This window comes from Brevibacillus sp. 1238, from assembly GCF_029892995.1.
In the GTDB taxonomy this organism is placed as follows: Bacteria; Bacillota; Bacilli; order Brevibacillales; family Brevibacillaceae; genus Brevibacillus; species Brevibacillus parabrevis.
The window spans coordinates 811093-828354 of the sequence record NZ_JARXWC010000001.1; the positions used below are offsets into that span (position 1 = coordinate 811093).

General features: G+C 52.9%; 17 protein-coding genes. 16 read left to right on the forward strand and 1 reads right to left on the reverse strand.

Features of this window, described 5'->3' with window-relative positions:
- The first annotated feature begins 102 nt into the window (after window positions 1–102).
- The 4 genes from recD2 to M2298_RS03680 all read left to right on the forward strand — a co-directional run bounded on the left by recD2 (window position 103) and on the right by M2298_RS03680 (window position 3387).
- A complete protein-coding gene (gene recD2 / locus M2298_RS03665; RefSeq protein WP_217022423.1) occupies window positions 103–2364 on the forward strand; it encodes an SF1B family DNA helicase RecD2 in 2262 nt (753 codons plus the stop codon).
- 75 nt (window positions 2365–2439) lie between these two features.
- On the forward strand, window positions 2440–2937 hold the full coding sequence (locus M2298_RS03670) for a PRC-barrel domain-containing protein (RefSeq protein WP_122964188.1): 498 nt from the start codon (window positions 2440–2442) through the stop codon (window positions 2935–2937).
- Window positions 2938–2955: 18 nt separating this feature from the next.
- Window positions 2956–3162 (forward strand): hypothetical protein, encoded by a 207-nt coding sequence (locus M2298_RS03675; RefSeq protein ID WP_005832479.1) that lies wholly within the window; start codon window positions 2956–2958, stop codon window positions 3160–3162.
- 30 nt (window positions 3163–3192) lie between these two features.
- On the forward strand, window positions 3193–3387 hold the full coding sequence (locus tag M2298_RS03680) for a hypothetical protein (protein WP_229049892.1): 195 nt from the start codon (window positions 3193–3195) through the stop codon (window positions 3385–3387).
- A gap of 120 nt (window positions 3388–3507) precedes the next feature.
- On the opposite strand, the gene M2298_RS03685 is transcribed toward M2298_RS03680, so the two are convergent.
- Window positions 3508–4194, reverse strand: coding sequence for a TerC family protein (locus tag M2298_RS03685; protein WP_122964299.1), 687 nt, complete (start codon window positions 4192–4194; stop codon window positions 3508–3510).
- Between the two features lie 372 nt (window positions 4195–4566).
- On the opposite strand from M2298_RS03685, the gene M2298_RS03690 reads away from it, so the two are divergent.
- The 12 genes from M2298_RS03690 to M2298_RS03745 all read left to right on the forward strand — a co-directional run.
- Window positions 4567–5631, forward strand: coding sequence for an AI-2E family transporter (locus M2298_RS03690; protein ID WP_173597455.1), 1065 nt, complete (start codon window positions 4567–4569; stop codon window positions 5629–5631).
- Window positions 5632–5952: 321 nt separating this feature from the next.
- Entirely contained in the window at window positions 5953–8601 is a 2649-nt protein-coding gene (gene alaS, locus M2298_RS03695) for an alanine--tRNA ligase (protein ID WP_280648227.1), read from the forward strand.
- Between the two features lie 123 nt (window positions 8602–8724).
- Window positions 8725–8985 (forward strand): IreB family regulatory phosphoprotein, encoded by a 261-nt coding sequence (locus M2298_RS03700; RefSeq protein ID WP_063230247.1) that lies wholly within the window; start codon window positions 8725–8727, stop codon window positions 8983–8985.
- A 9-nt stretch (window positions 8986–8994) separates the two neighbouring features.
- Complete coding sequence (gene ruvX, locus M2298_RS03705; protein WP_122964184.1) at window positions 8995–9411, forward strand: Holliday junction resolvase RuvX; 417 nt, start codon at window positions 8995–8997, stop codon at window positions 9409–9411.
- Between the two features lie 6 nt (window positions 9412–9417).
- Complete coding sequence (locus M2298_RS03710; protein WP_005832492.1) at window positions 9418–9708, forward strand: DUF1292 domain-containing protein; 291 nt, start codon at window positions 9418–9420, stop codon at window positions 9706–9708.
- 82 nt (window positions 9709–9790) lie between these two features.
- Window positions 9791–11269 carry a sigma-54 interaction domain-containing protein gene (locus tag M2298_RS03715; protein WP_280648228.1) on the forward strand — a complete coding sequence of 493 codons (1479 nt, stop codon included), beginning with the start codon at window positions 9791–9793 and terminating at the stop codon, window positions 11267–11269.
- Between the two features lie 530 nt (window positions 11270–11799).
- The gene (locus tag M2298_RS03720; protein WP_167470288.1) at window positions 11800–12690 is read left to right on the forward strand and encodes an NAD(P)-dependent oxidoreductase; all 891 of its coding nucleotides are present in this window, start codon (window positions 11800–11802) and stop codon (window positions 12688–12690) included.
- Window positions 12691–12714: 24 nt separating this feature from the next.
- Window positions 12715–14172: a CoA-acylating methylmalonate-semialdehyde dehydrogenase gene (locus M2298_RS03725; RefSeq protein WP_122964181.1), complete on the forward strand. Its 1458-nt coding sequence runs from the start codon at window positions 12715–12717 to the stop codon at window positions 14170–14172.
- 130 nt (window positions 14173–14302) lie between these two features.
- On the forward strand, window positions 14303–15403 hold the full coding sequence (gene mltG, locus M2298_RS03730) for an endolytic transglycosylase MltG (protein ID WP_280648229.1): 1101 nt from the start codon (window positions 14303–14305) through the stop codon (window positions 15401–15403).
- 71 nt (window positions 15404–15474) lie between these two features.
- Window positions 15475–16119, forward strand: a complete 645-nt coding sequence (locus tag M2298_RS03735; protein ID WP_217022427.1) for an O-methyltransferase — start codon at window positions 15475–15477, stop codon at window positions 16117–16119.
- Window positions 16120–16162: 43 nt separating this feature from the next.
- A complete protein-coding gene (gene udk, locus M2298_RS03740) occupies window positions 16163–16804 on the forward strand; it encodes a uridine kinase (protein ID WP_122964178.1) in 642 nt (213 codons plus the stop codon).
- Between the two features lie 198 nt (window positions 16805–17002).
- Window positions 17003–17262 (forward strand): helix-turn-helix domain-containing protein (locus M2298_RS03745; protein WP_280648231.1); only part of this gene is annotated, 260 nt, incomplete at its 3' end.

Sequence of the window (17262 nt, forward strand, 5' to 3'; positions counted from 1 at the left end):
AACGTATGACTGCGAGAAAAATCCACTTTCCCTGTTAAAGTGGATTTTTCTGTTCGTGCCACTTTGAACGTGCTTGGAGCAAGCAAGAGAGGAGAAGGTGAGATGGAAGAACAACAATCAATCTCCCTGTTTGCGGAAAACTATATTCGCGGATTTATTTCACAAGAAATTTTTTACAATGAAGAAACATGGTACGGAGTTATTCGTCTAAAGATAGAGGAGACTACTGAAGCGATCAAGGAATCAGAAGTCATTATTGTCGGCAACTTCCCTCGTCCTCATCCGGATGAGCTATACACCTTCTACGGCGAGTGGAAAACGCATGCTCGCTTCGGGCAGCAGTACGTGGCGAAGCGATACGAGCGAGAGACGCCGAAGACATTGTCGGGCGTGGAGCGGTATTTGGCCAGTGGACTGTTTCAGGGCATCGGGAAAAAAATGGCCAAACGAATCGTGGAACATCTCGGCGTAGATGCCTTGACGATTATCGCCGATTATCCGGAGCGGCTCGCAGAAATTCAAGGGATTTCCGAATCGCGCGCCAAAATCATTTACGAGTCTGTGCTGGAGCATCGTTCGCTGGAAAGCGCGATGGTATTTTTGTACGACTTCGGGATTGGCGTGAACATGGCGTTGCGAATTTACCAGACGTACAAGCTGGAGACGATGACCGTGCTCAAGGAAGAACCGTACCGGCTGATCGAAGATATCGTCGGGATCGGCTTCAAGCGGGCGGACGATATCGCGCGTGCTACCGGGATAGCCGCATCTTCGGAAGAGCGCGTCAAGGCAGCGGCGCTGTTTGTGCTCCAGGAAGCGTCTTATTCGGAAGGCCATGTTTATTTGCCGATCGAAGAGCTTTGCGAAAGAACATTGGCACTGCTTTTGGAATGCGGCGGACATCTGTTTGTCGCAGAAGACATTACCCGTGCGGTCGAGGACATGTTTGTCGCGAGCAAAATTGCCTGGGAAGACGAGCGCGTGTACTTGCCCTCCTTGTTTTTTGCCGAGCTTGGGTTGGCCAAAAGGCTGCGTCATTTCGCGCAGCGGGACTCATTCGGCTCGTTTCCTACCTCTGAATTTTACCGTGCGCTGGGAGCCGTGGAAGATGAACTGGGCATCACGTACGCCCAGACGCAGCGAGACGCGATCGAGCAGGCGATTACATCCGGGCTGATGCTTTTGACGGGGGGACCGGGAACGGGGAAAACAACGGTAATTCGCGGGATTTGCCGCGTCTTTTCGCAGCTGCACGGCCTGTCACTCGACCTGAAAAAATACAACGAAGAAAATCCTTTTCCGATCTTGCTCGTTGCGCCAACCGGACGGGCTGCCAAGCGGATGACGGAGACGACTGGCTTGCCAGCCATGACGATTCATCGCCTGCTCGGCTACAAAGGGGAGAGCTTCGAGCACGACGCCGAGCATCCGATTCGCGGCAGGCTGTTGATTGTGGACGAAATGTCGATGGTCGATATTTGGCTGGCGAACCAGTTGTTCCGCGCCGTACCGGATGAGATGCAAATTATTATGGTCGGCGATCCCGACCAGCTGCCGTCCGTCGGCCCGGGAAACGTCCTGCTCGATATGATCCGCTCCGGCTTGTTGCCGCTGGCCCAGCTTACGGAGATTTATCGGCAGGCGGAGGAGTCGACGATTATCCGGCTCGCCCACGATGTGCGCAAAGGCAACGTCCCGGCAGATTTGCTCGATACGACACCGGATCGGCGATTTTTCACAAGTTCGCCACAAGAAGTTCCGGAAGCAGTGAAACAAATTTGCTCCGGAGCCGTAAAAAAAGGATATACGGCAAAAGATGTACAGGTTTTGGCACCTATTTATAAAGGAAATGCCGGGGTGAACCGGTTGAATGAAGAGTTGCAGGAGCTGTTTAATCCAAAGACGCCGCAAAAACGGGAAGTGACCTTCGGGGACACGACGTTTCGCACTGGCGACAAAGTCCTGCAACTGGTGAATAATGCTGAGGAACAGGTGTTCAACGGCGATATGGGTGAAATTGTTGCGATTTTTTTCCCGAATGAGAACGCAGAAAACCAGGAAATGCTGGTCGCTGCCTTCGACAATCGGGAAGTGGTGTACAAGCGTTCCGATTACCATCAGTTGACGCTTGCCTACTGCTGTTCCGTACACAAATCACAGGGGAGCGAATTTCCGATCGTAGTCATGCCGTTTGTCAAAAGCTATTACCGGATGCTGCGGCGCAAGCTCGTTTATACGGGCATTACCCGGAGCAAGTCTTTCCTCATTATGTGCGGGGAGCCAGATGCTTTTCGCGCAGCCGTGGAAACGGACGAGGAAGGCGTGCGGTACAGCTTTTTGGAAGAACGGCTCAAGCAGGATTGAAAGCTGGAACCATTTGCGCCGAATGGACATGTCCGTTTCGCCCGATACTAAAGGAGCGGAAGGGGGATGTCCCACATGCGCAAGGCAATGGATGCAGTCGGTTTGCCAGTAGTTTGCCTCCAGACGGGAGAGACGCTCGGCACCGTTCGTGACATTCTTTGCGACTCCACTTGGCATGTACGAGGAGTCTTGCTGAGCGAACAGGGTTGGTTCCATTCTGGCACCTACATTCCTACCGAACAGATTCATGCGGTAGGGGAATCCTGCCTTACCGTATCGGGTAAAAACGCAATCACGCCCTTGCCTCATCTCGCCGGATTTGAGCCTGTCGGCATCGTGACGGGAAAATCAAAGCTAAAAGGAAAAGCGGTCATTACCGCTTCCGGAGAACTCCTTGGCAGGCTGGAAGATGTTTACTTTTCAGCGAACTGGGAGAAACTTGTAGGGTACGAACTGTCCAATGGCTGGTTTGCGGACGTGACAGAAGGTCGCAAGCGTTTGTCTGCCCCAGCTTCCGTCATCATCGGGGAAGAAAACCTGATCGTGCCGGACTTTGTTCGTATCCAGGCGTGATAAGGGAGGAAAAGCGTGATGCGTGTCATTTGCCCGAACTGCAGTTCCAAAGACGTAGGGAAGATTGGAACCAATCAATACTACTGCTGGAATTGCTTTATAGAAATGAGCGTTTCCAACGAGCAGATTGCTTCTGTCTACCAGGTGGAAGAAGACGGTTCTTTGCATTCGCTCAACGATCTGTTTATTGAAGATCAAACTGTCTCTGCTCAACTGAACATGTAGCAACTGCTTACGCAGGAAAAACAACTGGAGGTGGCACGCTTGTTTACACGAAGCCTTTTGCGCGTCCTTGCCACAAGCGGAATTGTGGCTGTCATTGGCTATTTGATGGCTCCGCGCCGCCGCAGTCGGTTTTCACTGAATTGGAATCAGCTGCCGTTTTCCATGCGTGATGTGACGCGCATGCTGAAGACAGGGCGCAAGCTGATGCGCGCCGTAACCCGTTAACGGGGGATGACGCTCACAGGAACGTTCATAAGCACCTGAACATAGTATGAGTTCGGGTGCTTTTTTTTGTGCAGAAAAAAGCTCCGTCGCACGGATGGCGACGGAGCCTACGTTTATTTGTCAGTTTTGTTCGGCGAGTCGTTTTTGCTGCTGGCTTTTCATGCGTCCAATCAGCAGGACGCCGACGACAGCGGCAACGATGAATACCCATTTGACCCACGGATAAGCGGTAAAGAACGGGGCCAAAAACTTCTCGCTCGTTACCATGCTTGCAGCCGTGTAAGCGAGGACGCCCGCACCGACGTAAATCACGACAGGGAAACGCTCCATGAATTTCAAAATCATCGTGCTTCCCCAGACCATGATCGGAACGCTAATGATCAGTCCGATGATCACCAGAAGAAAGTCGCCATGTGCGGCACCGGCAACAGCGATAACGTTGTCCAGACCCATTACGGTATCCGCCACGATAATCGTCCAGATCGCTGCGCCAAGACTTCCGCTTGCCTTCATATTCTCGTGACCGTCATCGGAGACGAGCAGTTTGAGGGCGATCCACAACAGAATCAAGCCACCTACGAGCAGCAAGCCCGGAATTTTCAGCAGCCACACTACTGCGAGTGTTGCCAAAGCCCGGATAATAATCGCGCCCACCGTTCCCCAGATGATCGCTTTTTTCTGCTGATGGGCTGGAAGGTTGCGCGCAGCCATCCCGATGACAATCGCGTTGTCTCCGGCCAAGACCAGGTCGATGACGATGATCGCAAGCAGCGCCGACCAAAATTCAGGTTGTAACAATAGTTCCATGTTCAATTCCTCCTCCTCTTCCTGTTTGGAAAAATGAGTCATCCACCGGGCCGTTTTCTAGATACCTCCCATATTGTATGTAAAGGGGCACAAAAGAAAACGACCTTTCCCTGGACAGGCAAAGGTCGTTTGAAAACAGAAAAAGACCTTTTACCTGTTAGGCAAAGGTCTTGCTTACAACATTAGAAAAATGTTGCCAACATAGCCGGGGATTTCTCCCGTAATGACGACTATGTTGCGAAAAAGCTACTCCCCTTTGGAGATATCCTCTTGTAACTCCATACTACTATCGATGCTTGGAAGGTGTCAATAGGTTACATGAATTTTGTACGAAGAACACACCCTAATGGAAATGGAGAGGAGGTGTCCTTCGTGGATGAATTGCGGCGTAGCCGCCTTTTTGCGGCTGCTCTCTGGTTGATTGCGCTGCTCGTCATCGGCAATCTGCTGTGGATGCTCCGTTCGGTCCTCGGGCAGTTGTTCGCCCTTTTGGAGGAAGTGCTGATTCCCATTATATTGGGTCTGGTCATTGCGTATTTGCTTCATCCGGTCGTGCAGCTGCTGGAAAAGCGCAGAGTCCCGCGGCTGATGGCCGTTCTGCTGATTTACGCTTCCTTTGTACTGGTGATTACGATTGCGGTCATCAACGCGATTCCCGTCTTTACCAATCAACTCGTGGAGCTGTCCGATGACTTGCCGCGGCTGATGGACTGGTACTACACGTGGATGAGCGAATGGGAGGCGCACAAATACTTTTTGCCAGACAGTATCTCCCACGGGGTGGATCGGGTAATTATCCAGTCGCAGGAAGGGATGTCCCACTCTGTAACGAAGCTTGTCAACAATGCCCGCCAGTCGCTGGGCAAGCTGTTTGCCTTTGCGATCGTCCCGTTTATTGCCTTCTATTTTTTAAAAGACATGAAGGAACTGCACGAAACAGGCATGTCCATCGTTCCGAAGCCGTACCGCAAACAAGTGTTGGTCGTCCTGCGGGACATTAATGAATCGCTCGGGAATTACATACACGGCCAGATGATCGTTGCGTTGGTCGTCGGGGTGCTGGCTTATCTCGGCTACTGGCTGATCGGCATGCCGTATCCGTTCGTGCTCGCCGCTGTGGTATGTTTGACGAACATCATTCCTTACATCGGGCCATTGATCGGGGCGGCGCCTGCGATTGTCGTCGCGCTGACGATTTCGACCAAAATGCTGTTGTTCGTGATCGCCGTCAATCTCGTCATTCAAGTGCTGGAAGGCAACATCCTGTCGCCGAACATCGTGGGGCGCTCCTTGCAGTTGCATCCGCTGACGATTATCGTGGCCTTGCTTGTCGGGGAGACGATCGGAGGGATTATCGGGCTGATCGTGGCTGTGCCCGTACTCGCCGTTTGCAAAGTTGTCATCAGCCGAATCGCTGTGATGATGCATGAAAGTTGACATGGGTCAGGAAAAAAATTTATAATACGAACAGATGAGTACAGGCTTGATCAATGAGGGAACGAGTACGCTGCAAACCTTCTACAGAGAGGGCGCTTCACGGTTGAGAGGGCGCTCAGAAGAAGTGCAACGGAAGGCTACTCCTAAGACCGGGCAAAAACCGGCGGGTTGGCACCGTTAGATGCCCATAAAGCGACAGGCTGTCGCGCCGTTTGGCGTGCAAGAGAGCCTGTAAGCAGGGTGGTACCGCGAGAAAAACAGTTCTCGTCCCTGAGGGGATGGGAGCTTTTTTATTTATTTTCAGAATAGAGGAGAATGCAGATGAAGAAGCTGACAGGCAATCAAATTCGCCAGATGTTCCTTGACTTTTTTGTGGAAAAAGGACATCGCATTGAGCCGAGTGCTCCCCTGGTGCCAATCGACGATCCTTCCTTGCTGTGGATCAACAGTGGTGTAGCGACGCTCAAAAAGTATTTTGACGGACGCATCATCCCGGACAATCCGCGCATCACCAATTCGCAAAAGTCAATCCGTACCAACGATATTGAAAACGTTGGCCGGACGGCTCGCCACCATACCTTCTTCGAGATGCTGGGCAACTTCTCCATCGGGGAGTATTTTAAAGAAGAAGCGATCGAGTGGGCGTGGGAGTTTTTGACCAGCCCGAAATGGATCGGCTTCGATCCAGAGCTGCTTTCCGTCACGATCCACCCGGAAGACGAGGAAGCGTTTGAGCTGTGGAACAAAAAAATCGGAGTTCCCGAGGAGCGCATCGTTCGTCTGGAAGGCAACTTCTGGGATATCGGTGAAGGTCCGAGCGGCCCGAACACAGAGATTTTCTACGATCGCGGCGAAGCGTTTGGCAACGATCCAAGCGACCCGGAACTGTACCCAGGCGGCGAGAACGAGCGTTATCTGGAAGTGTGGAACCTGGTGTTCTCCCAATTCAACCACAACCCGGATGGCACCTACACGCCACTGCCTAAGAAAAACATCGATACCGGCATGGGGCTGGAGCGGATGGCGTCGATTATCCAAGGTGTCGACAACAACTTTGAAACAGACCTGCTGTTCCCGCTGATCGAGCAAACGAGCGCGATTTCGGGTGTGAAATACAAGACAAGCCCTGAGCTTGACGTAGCGTTGAAAGTCATCGCTGACCACGCGCGTACGGTCGTGTTTGCCATCGGGGATGGAGCGCTTCCTTCCAATGAAGGTCGCGGCTACGTCATCCGCCGTCTGCTGCGCCGCGCTGTGCGGATGGGCAAAAAGCTGGGTGTGGAAAAGCCGTTCCTGTACAGCCTGACAGAAACAGTCGGCACGATGATGGGCGAGTTCTACCCAGAGGTTGTAGAAAAACGCGCGTTTATCGAAAAAGTCATCCGTGCCGAGGAAGAGCGCTTCCACGAAACGTTGAACGATGGCCTGGCTATTTTGTCAGACATGGTGAAGGCAGCAAAGGAAAGCGGTCAAACGCAACTGTCCGGCCAAGACGTATTCAAAATGTACGACACGTACGGATTCCCGGTTGACTTGACCGAAGACTTCGCGAACGAGCAAGGCTTGAGCGTAGATCGCGACGGTTTCGACAAGGCGATGGAGGAACAACGCGAGCGTGCCCGCGCTGCCCGTCAAGACGTGGACAGCATGCAAATCCAGGGCGGTCCATTGTCCGAATTGACGGTTACAAGCGAGTTTGTTGGTTATACTGAATTGGTAGCAACAGGAAAAGTCGAAGCGATCATTTTCGACAACCAATTGGCTGAACAAGCGGAAGAAGGCCAGACTGTACAAGTGATTCTCGACCAGACGCCATTTTATGCAGAGAGCGGCGGTCAGATCAACGACGAAGGATACTTGGTGTCCGACTCCGTCAAAGCCCGTGTGACAGATGTGCAAAAAGGTCCAATGGGCCAAAACGTGCACTCGGTCATCGTCGAAGCAGGAACGCTGCGCAAAGGCGATACGGTCCGCGCGGAAGTAAACCGCGAAGCGCGCCTAGCGATTACGAAAAACCATACAGCTACCCACTTGCTGCACCAAGCGCTGAAAGACGTACTGGGCACGCATGTCAACCAGGCAGGTTCTCTGGTAGCACCGGAGCGTCTGCGCTTTGACTTCACCCACATCAGTGCGATCACAGCAGAAGAGCTGGAGCGCATCGAGGCAATCGTCAATGAAAAAGTGTGGGAGAACCTGACTGTCGAAATCTCCAACAAAGCTTTGGCAGAAGCAAAAGCAATGGGCGCCATGGCGTTGTTCGGCGAGAAGTACGGCGATGTCGTGCGCGTTGTCAAAGTGGGCGACTACAGCCTTGAGCTTTGCGGCGGCTGCCATGTCAACAACACAGCGGAAATCGGACTGTTCAAGCTGGTCAGCGAAAGCGGCATCGGCGCAGGGACGCGCCGGATTGAAGCCGTGACAGGACGCGGGGCTTACCAGTTCCTGAACCAGCAGTTCACGACGCTCAAAGAAGTGGCTCACGCGCTGAAAGCACCTGTGCTGGCAGAAGCGCCTGCGCGCGTGGAAGGCTTGCAGCAGCAGCTGAAAGAAGTTCAGCGTGAAAACGAATCGTTGCGCGCGAAACTGGGCAACATCGAAGCGGCATCGCTGACCGATCAGCTGAAGCAGGTAGACGGCATGAACGTGCTCGCTGCACGCGTATCCGCTTCTGACATGGACAACCTGCGCGGCATGGTAGACGAGCTGAAGAACAAGCTTGGCTCTGCTGTCATCGTGCTTGGCTCTGTCGATGGCGAGAAGGTCAACCTGGTAGCAGGTGTCACCAAAGATCTGATGGATCAAGGCGTTCACGCCGGAAAAATTATCAAGGAAGTGGCTACTCGTTGCGGCGGTGGTGGCGGCGGTCGTCCTGACATGGCGCAAGCGGGCGGAAAAGATCCTTCCAAGCTGCAAGAAGCATTGGATGCGGTAGTGGAGCTTGTCAAAAGCCAGGCAGTAGCGAAATAACGAAAATCCCGCCAACAATTTTTGCAAAATCGACAAGGAGTAGGTTCCATCCGGGTCGAATAAAGTATGGAAGCGAAAAGCCAATACAACCTTTAAGTCTTGAAGGAAATCGAGGTGTTGATTGTGAGTTCGTTGGATAATACCATGAAGTTTACGGTGCCCAAGGAAGCGAATGCGGCGGAAGTGCAGGCAACATTGACAGAGGTTTACCAAGCCCTGCAAGAAAAAGGATACAACCCGATCACCCAGATCGTCGGTTACTTGCTTTCTGGCGACCCGGCGTTTATCCCTCGCCACAACAACGCGCGCAGCCTGATTGGCAAACTGGAACGGGACAAAATCATAGAAGAGTTGGTGACCGTTTACTTGTCCGAGCGCAAGTAGACCTTGAACATGACACGATTGATGGGATTGGATGTAGGCGACAAGACGATTGGAATTGCTGTCAGCGATGAGCTGGGATGGACCGCCCAAGGGGTGGAGACCATCAAGCGGCAGTCCAAGGAAAAAGACTTTGCCCGCATTCAGGAATTGGTAGCGCAATATCAAGTAGGTGCTTTCGTAGTAGGCTTGCCGAAAAACATGAATGGCACAATCGGGCCACGCGCCGAGATGTGCCAGGCATTTGGCAAGCTTTTGGAGGAACGGACATCTCTTCCTGTCCACATGTGGGACGAGCGTTTGACGACGATGGCAGCAGAGCGTATGCTGATTTCTGCGGACGTCAGTCGCCAAAAGCGCAAAACAGTAATTGACAAAATGGCGGCCACATTGATCCTGCAAGGATTTTTGGACGCGAAATCGAGGTGACCCTAAGTGAGTGAAGAGATGATGGAAGAATTTGAAGTAGGCGACGTGATTGCTCTGACAGAAGAGGGAACAGAGGAGCCGCGGGATTTTCGGATCATGTATATTTTTGATATCGAAGACCGCAGCTATCTGGTGCTCGTTCCAGTCGATCAGGAGGAAGAAGAAGAGTACGAGGTTCACTTCCTGCGCTATGACGGTACAGACATGCTTCAGCCAATCGAAGACGACGAAGAGTGGGAGCAAGTAGAAGCTACCTTCGAAACATTGATTGCTGATTTGGAGAAAGACGGGATTTAACAACGAGAGAGGGCAGATGCCCTCTCTTTTTTTATCGGCAAGGCTGTTTGCTTCCGAAGTCAAACAGAGAGGAGAAAGCGAGATGGATGGCCTAATCGAGTCCGGCTCCGAACTGATTTGGGAAAAGTACAAGGAAGCCGAAAAACGGATACAGGAGTTGGAAAATTCAATCGAATGGTTCAAGGTGTGCTTCGATACAGCGTACGAGGGCATTACGATCGTGGATGAGCACGGCTACATCCGAATGATGAACGATGCGTACTGCCGATTTATCAGCGTGCGAAAAGAAGATGTCATCGGCCGTTACGTGGAAGAGGTGATCGAAAATACGCGCTTGCCTGTCGTGCTGCAAACCGGAATACCGGAAAGAAACCAGGCGCACAGACTGCTCGGGCAGGATATGGTCGTTCACCGCATCCCGATCTGGAAAGAAAACCGGGTCATTGGCGCCGTTGGCATGCTGATTTTTGAAGGGGTGTCGGAGCTGTACCAAATTTTTGACCGCATGCAAGTGTTGCACGAGAAAATCGGGGATAGCCGAATTGTGATCGAGGCGCCTAGGCCGAAAAACAACAAAGTGACATTTGACCAGATTATCGGGGAGAGCGAAGCGATCGCAGAGGCGAAAAAAGTCGCGCGGCGAGCGGCCCAGACGTCTGCCACGATTTTGCTGAACGGGGAGAGCGGAGTGGGCAAGGAGCTGTTTGCCAAAGCGATTCACTCGCTAAGTCCGTTCCAAAATGGCCCGCTCGTAATCGTCAACTGTGCCTCCATCCCGGAAAATTTGCTGGAGTCGGAGCTGTTCGGCTACGAGGAAGGCGCTTTTACCGGCTCGAAAAAAGACGGAAAGCCGGGCAAGTTCGAGCTGGCAAACAAAGGAACGCTTTTTCTGGACGAGATTGGCGACATGCCGCTGCACATGCAAGCGAAAATTTTGCGGGTCTTGCAGGAGCGCGAGGTGGAACGCGTCGGGGGAGTCAAGAGCATTCCCGTCGACTTTCGGCTGGTTGCGGCTACACACCATTCATTGGAAGACAGGGTGCGGGAGGGGACTTTTCGCAAAGATTTGTATTACCGCCTGAACGTCATTCCGCTTGTCATTCCTCCATTGGCGCAAAGAAGAACGGACATTCCTTTGTTGATCGCGGCGCAGTTGCAGGCGCTCAGCAAGAAAAACAACATGCCGCCAAAAGACATCGACAAAGAAGCCATGTCACTGTTGATCAACTACGATTGGCCTGGCAACATACGCGAGCTGGTCAACACGGTTGAGCGCCTTGTCACCTTGTCGGAGGACCATCGCATACGGACGAGTGATCTGCCTGCGGTCTTTTTCGGGGGAACAGGCTTTGCCGAAGCAGTCTTGCCCCAGCGTGATCGGCAAGCCGGGACGCCGCTGAATCAGGCTGGTGGAGGCGGAGCAGAAGGGGCTTTGGCGGAAAAGAAGCGTATTCTGGAAGCGCTGCATGAAGTGAAAGGGAACAAGTCGAAAGCAGCCAAAAAGCTCGGCATTTCCCGGGCAACGCTTTACAACAAGCTGAGCAAGTATCAAATTAGCTGATAGGTAGCAGAACGGGGGCGGCGATTAAAAAGTGTCTAGACGATTCGGTGTAATTGTCTAGACACTTTTTGTGTTTTTTGGACAGTTGGTCGAAAGAAAGCAAGGATGAAGCGGTGAAAACGTCGTGGCACGGAGTTTGCTTTCTGGAGGGGGGAGAGGCGGGATGTCGCTGCGATTTAGGGAAGAGGTAGAGAGCGCCTTGGGTTTGGAGATGCGGATGTGTCTGCGAACTAGGAAGAGGCAAAGAGCGTCCGGGACATAGGGAGGCGGGGCGTGCCTGCGATTTTAGGAGAGGGAGAAAGCGCCTTGGACTTGGCGAGGCGGATGTGTCTGCGACCTAGGAAGAGGCAAATAGCGTCCTGAACTTAGGAGGGGCGGGTGTGCCTACGATTAGGAGAAGTAAAGAGCGCCTTTGATTTAGGGATAGGCGGAGTGACCGCTAGACTCAGGAACAGACAGAGGCATCTGCCGTAGTGCATCCGTCTAACCCCTCATCTTTTAGAAAAAAGGAGGAGTTCACTATGTCGAGTTTGCCTGCAATTGGCATGATTGGTCTGGGCAATATGGGGATGCCTATGTCCAAAAACTTGCTTGGCAGCGGGTATGCGGTATATGGCTTCGACGTCAATCCAGACGCGGAAAAGGAGTTTGCGGCCGCTGGCGGAGTTGCGGGACTGACGATTGAAGAGGTGGTGAAACAGACAGAGGTCGTTTTGACGAGCTTGCCCTCGCCTGGAATTGTTGAGAGCGTTTACACCGGAGCGGGCGGCATTCTGGAGCATGCGAGAGCAGGGCAGATTCTCATGGATACGAGCACGGTGACACCTGGGCTGAATGAGCGCTTGGCAGTGGCTTGCGCAGGAAAAGGCGTCGGCTATTTGGCTGCTCCTGTCAGCGGCGGAGTCATTGGGGCGAAAAATCGGACGTTGACCATCATGGTGGGTGGGCCAAAGAACTTGTTCGACCAGATGCAGCCGATATTCGCTGCGCTCGGTCAAAATATTTTTCACGTCGGGGCGAGGGTCGACAGCGGAACGGCGGTCAAGCTGATCAACAACTTGCTGATCGGGTTTTATACATCTGCGGTCAGTGAAGGCGTAACATTGGCGGCGCAAATGGGGCTCGACCTCGACCAGCTGTTCGAGATATTGAATGTCAGCTACGGACAGAGTCGCATCTACGAGCGCAACTATAAAAGCTTTATCGCAACCAACGACTTTGCGCCGCACTTTTCCTTGAATTTGCTGCTGAAAGACTTGAAAATCGCCCAGGAGATGGCTCATCAGGCTGGTCTGGATTTGCCGATCACAGCCGAGCTGATCAGCCTGTACGAGAAGTCGCAGCAAGCGGGCTTCGGTGAGCAGGACATGGCGGCGCTGTATTCCTACGTGCAAGCCGCACAGCGAAAAATTCAGGCGTAGTGCCACAGGGGAGGAGAATGATTCATGGCTACAGCAGTGAAAGAGGTAAAAAACTTCATCAACGGAGAGTGGGTGCAAAGCAGCTCCGGCAAATCGGAAGCCGTCATCAATCCAGCCACAGGCGAAGTCATCGCGCAGGTTCCGCTGTCTTCCCGGGAAGAACTCGATCAGGCTGTGAAGGCGGCGAGCGAAGCGTTTTCCTGGTGGCGCAAAACGCCCGTGCCCAATCGCACGCGGATTTTGTACCGCTATCATCAACTGCTTGTGCAGGAAGCGGAAGAGCTGGCTGTCATTATTACGCAAGAAAACGGCAAAAACATCAAAGACTCCCGTGGCGAGGTACAGCGCGGGATCGAGGCGTTGGAGGTTGCGACAGCCACTCCTACACTGATGATGGGACAATCGCTGCCGGAAATCGCGACAGGAATCGAGGGCGTCATGTACCGCTATCCGCTCGGAGTCGTGGCAGGAATTACTCCGTTCAATTTTCCGATGATGATCCCGCTCTGGATGTTTCCGCTGGCGCTGGCGTGCGGCAACACGTTTGTGCTGAAGCCATCCGAGCGCACGCCGCTGCTTGCGGAAAGACTGGTTGAGCTGATGATGGAGGCTGGATTGCCAAAAGGCGTGCTGAACATGGTGCACGGCGCCCACGACGTCGTGAACGGCATGCTGGTCCATCCGCTCGTCAAAGCGGTTTCGTTCGTCGGTTCCCAGCCGGTGGCCGAGTATGTCTACAAAACCGGAGCAGCTCATGGCAAGCGGGTTCAAGCGCTGGCGGGAGCGAAAAACCACGCGGTCGTCATGGCAGACTGCCACATGGAGAAAACCGTGCAGGGAATCATCAACGGCGCTTTCGGCAGCGCGGGAGAGCGGTGCATGGCGACGTCTGTCGTATGTGTCATGGAAGACATCGCGGATGAATTTACCGCAAAGCTGCTGGAAGCCGCGCAGGAGCTGAAAGCAGGAGATACGCAAGACGAGGAGGCGTTCGTTGCTCCGCTGATTCGGGACGCCCATCGCCAGCGTGTGCTCGGATACATTGAGAGCGGGGAGGCGCAGCGAGCGCGTTTGCTGCTGGACGGCAGAAGCGTGATGCAGGAGCTGCCGGACGGCTACTATTTGGGGCCGACCGTTTTTGACGGGGTGACGCCGGAGATGAAAATCTGGCAGGACGAAATTTTCGCTCCCGTTTTAAGCATTGTTCGTGTCAAAAGCCTGGATGAAGCAATCGAGCTGGCGAACCGCTCGGATTTTGCCAATGGAGCCGTGCTTTACACAACATCGGGAGAGCATGTGCGGCATTTCCGTGAAAATATCGACGCGGGAATGATCGGGGTGAACGTGAATGTTCCGGCTCCGATGGCGTTTTTCTCTTTTGCAGGCAACAAGGCGTCGTTTTACGGCGATTTGGGCACAAACGGAACGGATGGGGTGCAGTTCTACACCCGCAAAAAAACAGTGACGGCCCGCTGGTTCTAATCGGGTCTTGAGCAGAAATCCTCCCAATTCTTCTCTTTTCGCCAAAAAATCGTATACAGTGACAGCGAAAGTCAGCTCTTGTATAATAGACGGGATGGAGAGAAGAGACCCTAAAGGGAGGATTTCTAGCTTGAAACCAATGTCAGCGAAGTCTGATTTCAGATCGGAAAGACCTGCCACGTATCGGCGCAGACGGGGCGGACGAATTGTCATGTGGCTCGTCGCCTTGTTTCTCATTGGCTTGTTGGCCGCAGGAGGGGCAGCGTGGTACGTGTACAACGGGCTGCAACCCGTAGATGGTCCGCAAGAAGCCAAAAACGTGACGATCCCCACCGGTTCTTCCGCGCGGGAAATCGGCAGACTGCTGGAAGAGCAAGGGCTTATCCGCAATGCCGATCTGTTCCAGTATTACGTGAAGTACAAAGGCGTGGGACCGCAGCTGAAAGCGGGAGAATACCAGTTTACAACAGGACAAGCCATTGACGATATGCTCACGGCGATGGCCGAGGGAAAAACGGTCGTCAACGCCGAGCGTTTTACGATCCCGGAAGGCTGGAATATTGAGCAGATTGCCGAGCATCTGGACAAGGAAGGAATTGTGGAAAAAGCAGCCTTCCTGAAAGAAGTGAATGAAGGAGAGTTCCCCGAGTTTGCTTTTGTAGCGGAAATTCCGAAAGATAAAAACCGGAAGCACCGCCTCGAAGGATACCTTTTCCCGGAGACGTACGAAGTGAAAAAAGATTCGACGGCCCATGATGTCGTGTCCCGCATGCTGGCTCAGTTTGCCAAGGAATGGCAGCCGGAATGGAACGAGCTGATCAAGCAGCGTGGGCTGACCATGGACGAAGTGGTCAACCTTGCGTCCATCGTCGAGCGGGAAGTGACCGTGGACAAAGAACGTCCGCTCGTCGCGGGTGTTTATTTCAACCGCATCCGGGACAAGTGGCCGTTGCAGGCAGACGCTACCGTGCAGTTTATACTGGGCAAGCAGCGCGATCGGCTGACGTATGACGACTTGAAGGTAAAAAGTCCGTACAATACGTACACGAACCCTGGATTGCCGCCGGGACCAATCGCAAACCCGGGTCGGGCATCGCTTACGGCGGTTGTCAATCCAGCGAAGCACGACTTCTTTTTCTACGTGACGAAAAAAGACGGAACCTCGGAACATTACTTTTCCAAAACACTTTCCGAGCACAACGCAAATGATGCAAAAAGCAGGGGAAACTAACCAGGTTTCCCCTGTTCTTTTTTGCAAGGTATGCTATAATAATGCGGTTGTAACGAAAGAGGAGTGAAAGCATGATAACCAATCCCGCAATTGACGACTACGTGTCGGGTCTGGTTCCGGAACGTTCTTCGCTGCTCGCGCGGCTGGAACAGGAAGCGGCCGAGGAAAATATTCCGATCGTTCAGCTCGCTTCCGCTCAGGTGATGAGAATGCTGCTTTTGCTGCATCGCCCTGCAGCGATTCTGGAGGTGGGGACGGCAATCGGCTATTCGACCATTTGGCTTGCCGAAGCGGCACCACAGGCGCGGATTGTCACGATGGACATAGATGAAGACCGATTGACCCGGGCACGGGCAAATGTACAGGAAGCAGGCTGCGCAGAACGGGTTGAAATTCTTTCCCGCGACGCGACGCTCGGCTTGCCTGATTCTTATCAGTTTGACTGTCTGTTTATCGACGCGGCAAAAGGACAGTATCGGGCGTTTCTCGATTTGTATTTGCCGCTGCTGAAAGAAGGCGGGCTGGTGATCAGCGATAACGTGCTGTTCCGCGGTTTGGTGGCGACACCGGAAGAGGCTGGAAAGAGACAGAAGCCGATGGTGGACAAGCTGATCGCATTCAACGCCCATTTGGCGGAGCGACCGGATTTGGAGACGACGTTCATTCCGGTAGGAGACGGATTGGCTGTCAGCCTGAAGAAAAAGATACAGCCGTAGGGCAAAAAAGGATGGACGCAGCATGAGGAAGGGGACATGTGGCATGGGTAACCCTGTATTGATTGGCGTGGCAGGGGGCAGTGGTTCCGGAAAAACCACTGTGGCAAGGGAGTTGTATCATCAGTTCCGCAACGATAGCGTGACGATGATCGAGCAAGATTCTTATTACAAAGATCAAAGCCATCTGAGTGTGGAAGACCGGGCTTTGACCAATTACGACCATCCGTTCGCTTTTGACAACGATCTGCTTTTGCAGCATTTGCAGGAGCTTTTGCAAGGAAAGGCGATCCAGAAGCCGATCTACGACTTCAAGGTGCACAACCGCAAGAGCGAGCAAGTCCAGGTAGACCCGAAAGACGTCATCATTTTGGAAGGAATGCTGATTCTCGAAGATGAGCGCATTCGCAACCTCATGGACATCAAAGTGTTCGTCGACACGGATGCAGACGTCCGCATCGTTCGCCGGATCGTACGCGATATCGAGGAGCGCGGCCGTTCCCTGGACTCCGTGGTCAACCAGTATTTGAACGTCGTCCGCCCGATGCATCTGCAATTTATCGAGCCGACCAAACGCTACGCCGACGTCATCATCCCAGAGGGCGGATACAACCGGGTGGCGCTCGATCTGCTGTCCACCAAAATCAAAAACATTTTGTTGGAAAAACAGGAGCCAGCCAAGCTGTAGCATTCTGATGGATACAAAAGAAGGCAAGCACGATGGGCTGTCCCAAAAGGGGAGTCCTGAATGACGGAAACCCTAAAAAGGAATAAAAACATCCCGTTTCACTGGGACTGACCCCGTAATGTGAGACAAATCAAAACACCTTTAAGAGAACCTGACCATGTCGTAAGATATGGGGACAACCTTGGAGGTGTTTTTGCGTTGGCAACTAGAGTTAGTTATCCCGTAGAAATTAAAATGAAAGCAATTGAAATGCGTCTTGCAGGTGTCACCAAAAAGCAGATCATGCAGGAACTAAATATTAAAAATAAGACCCAAATTCAACAGTGGATGCGCTGGTATCAGAGCGGAGACATTCATCGTCTTCAACAGCCTGTAGGAAAGCAATATAGTTATGGAAAAGGGCCGATGTACGATTCTGAACTGGAACAAGTCAAAGCAGAGAATCGTTTTCTTAAACA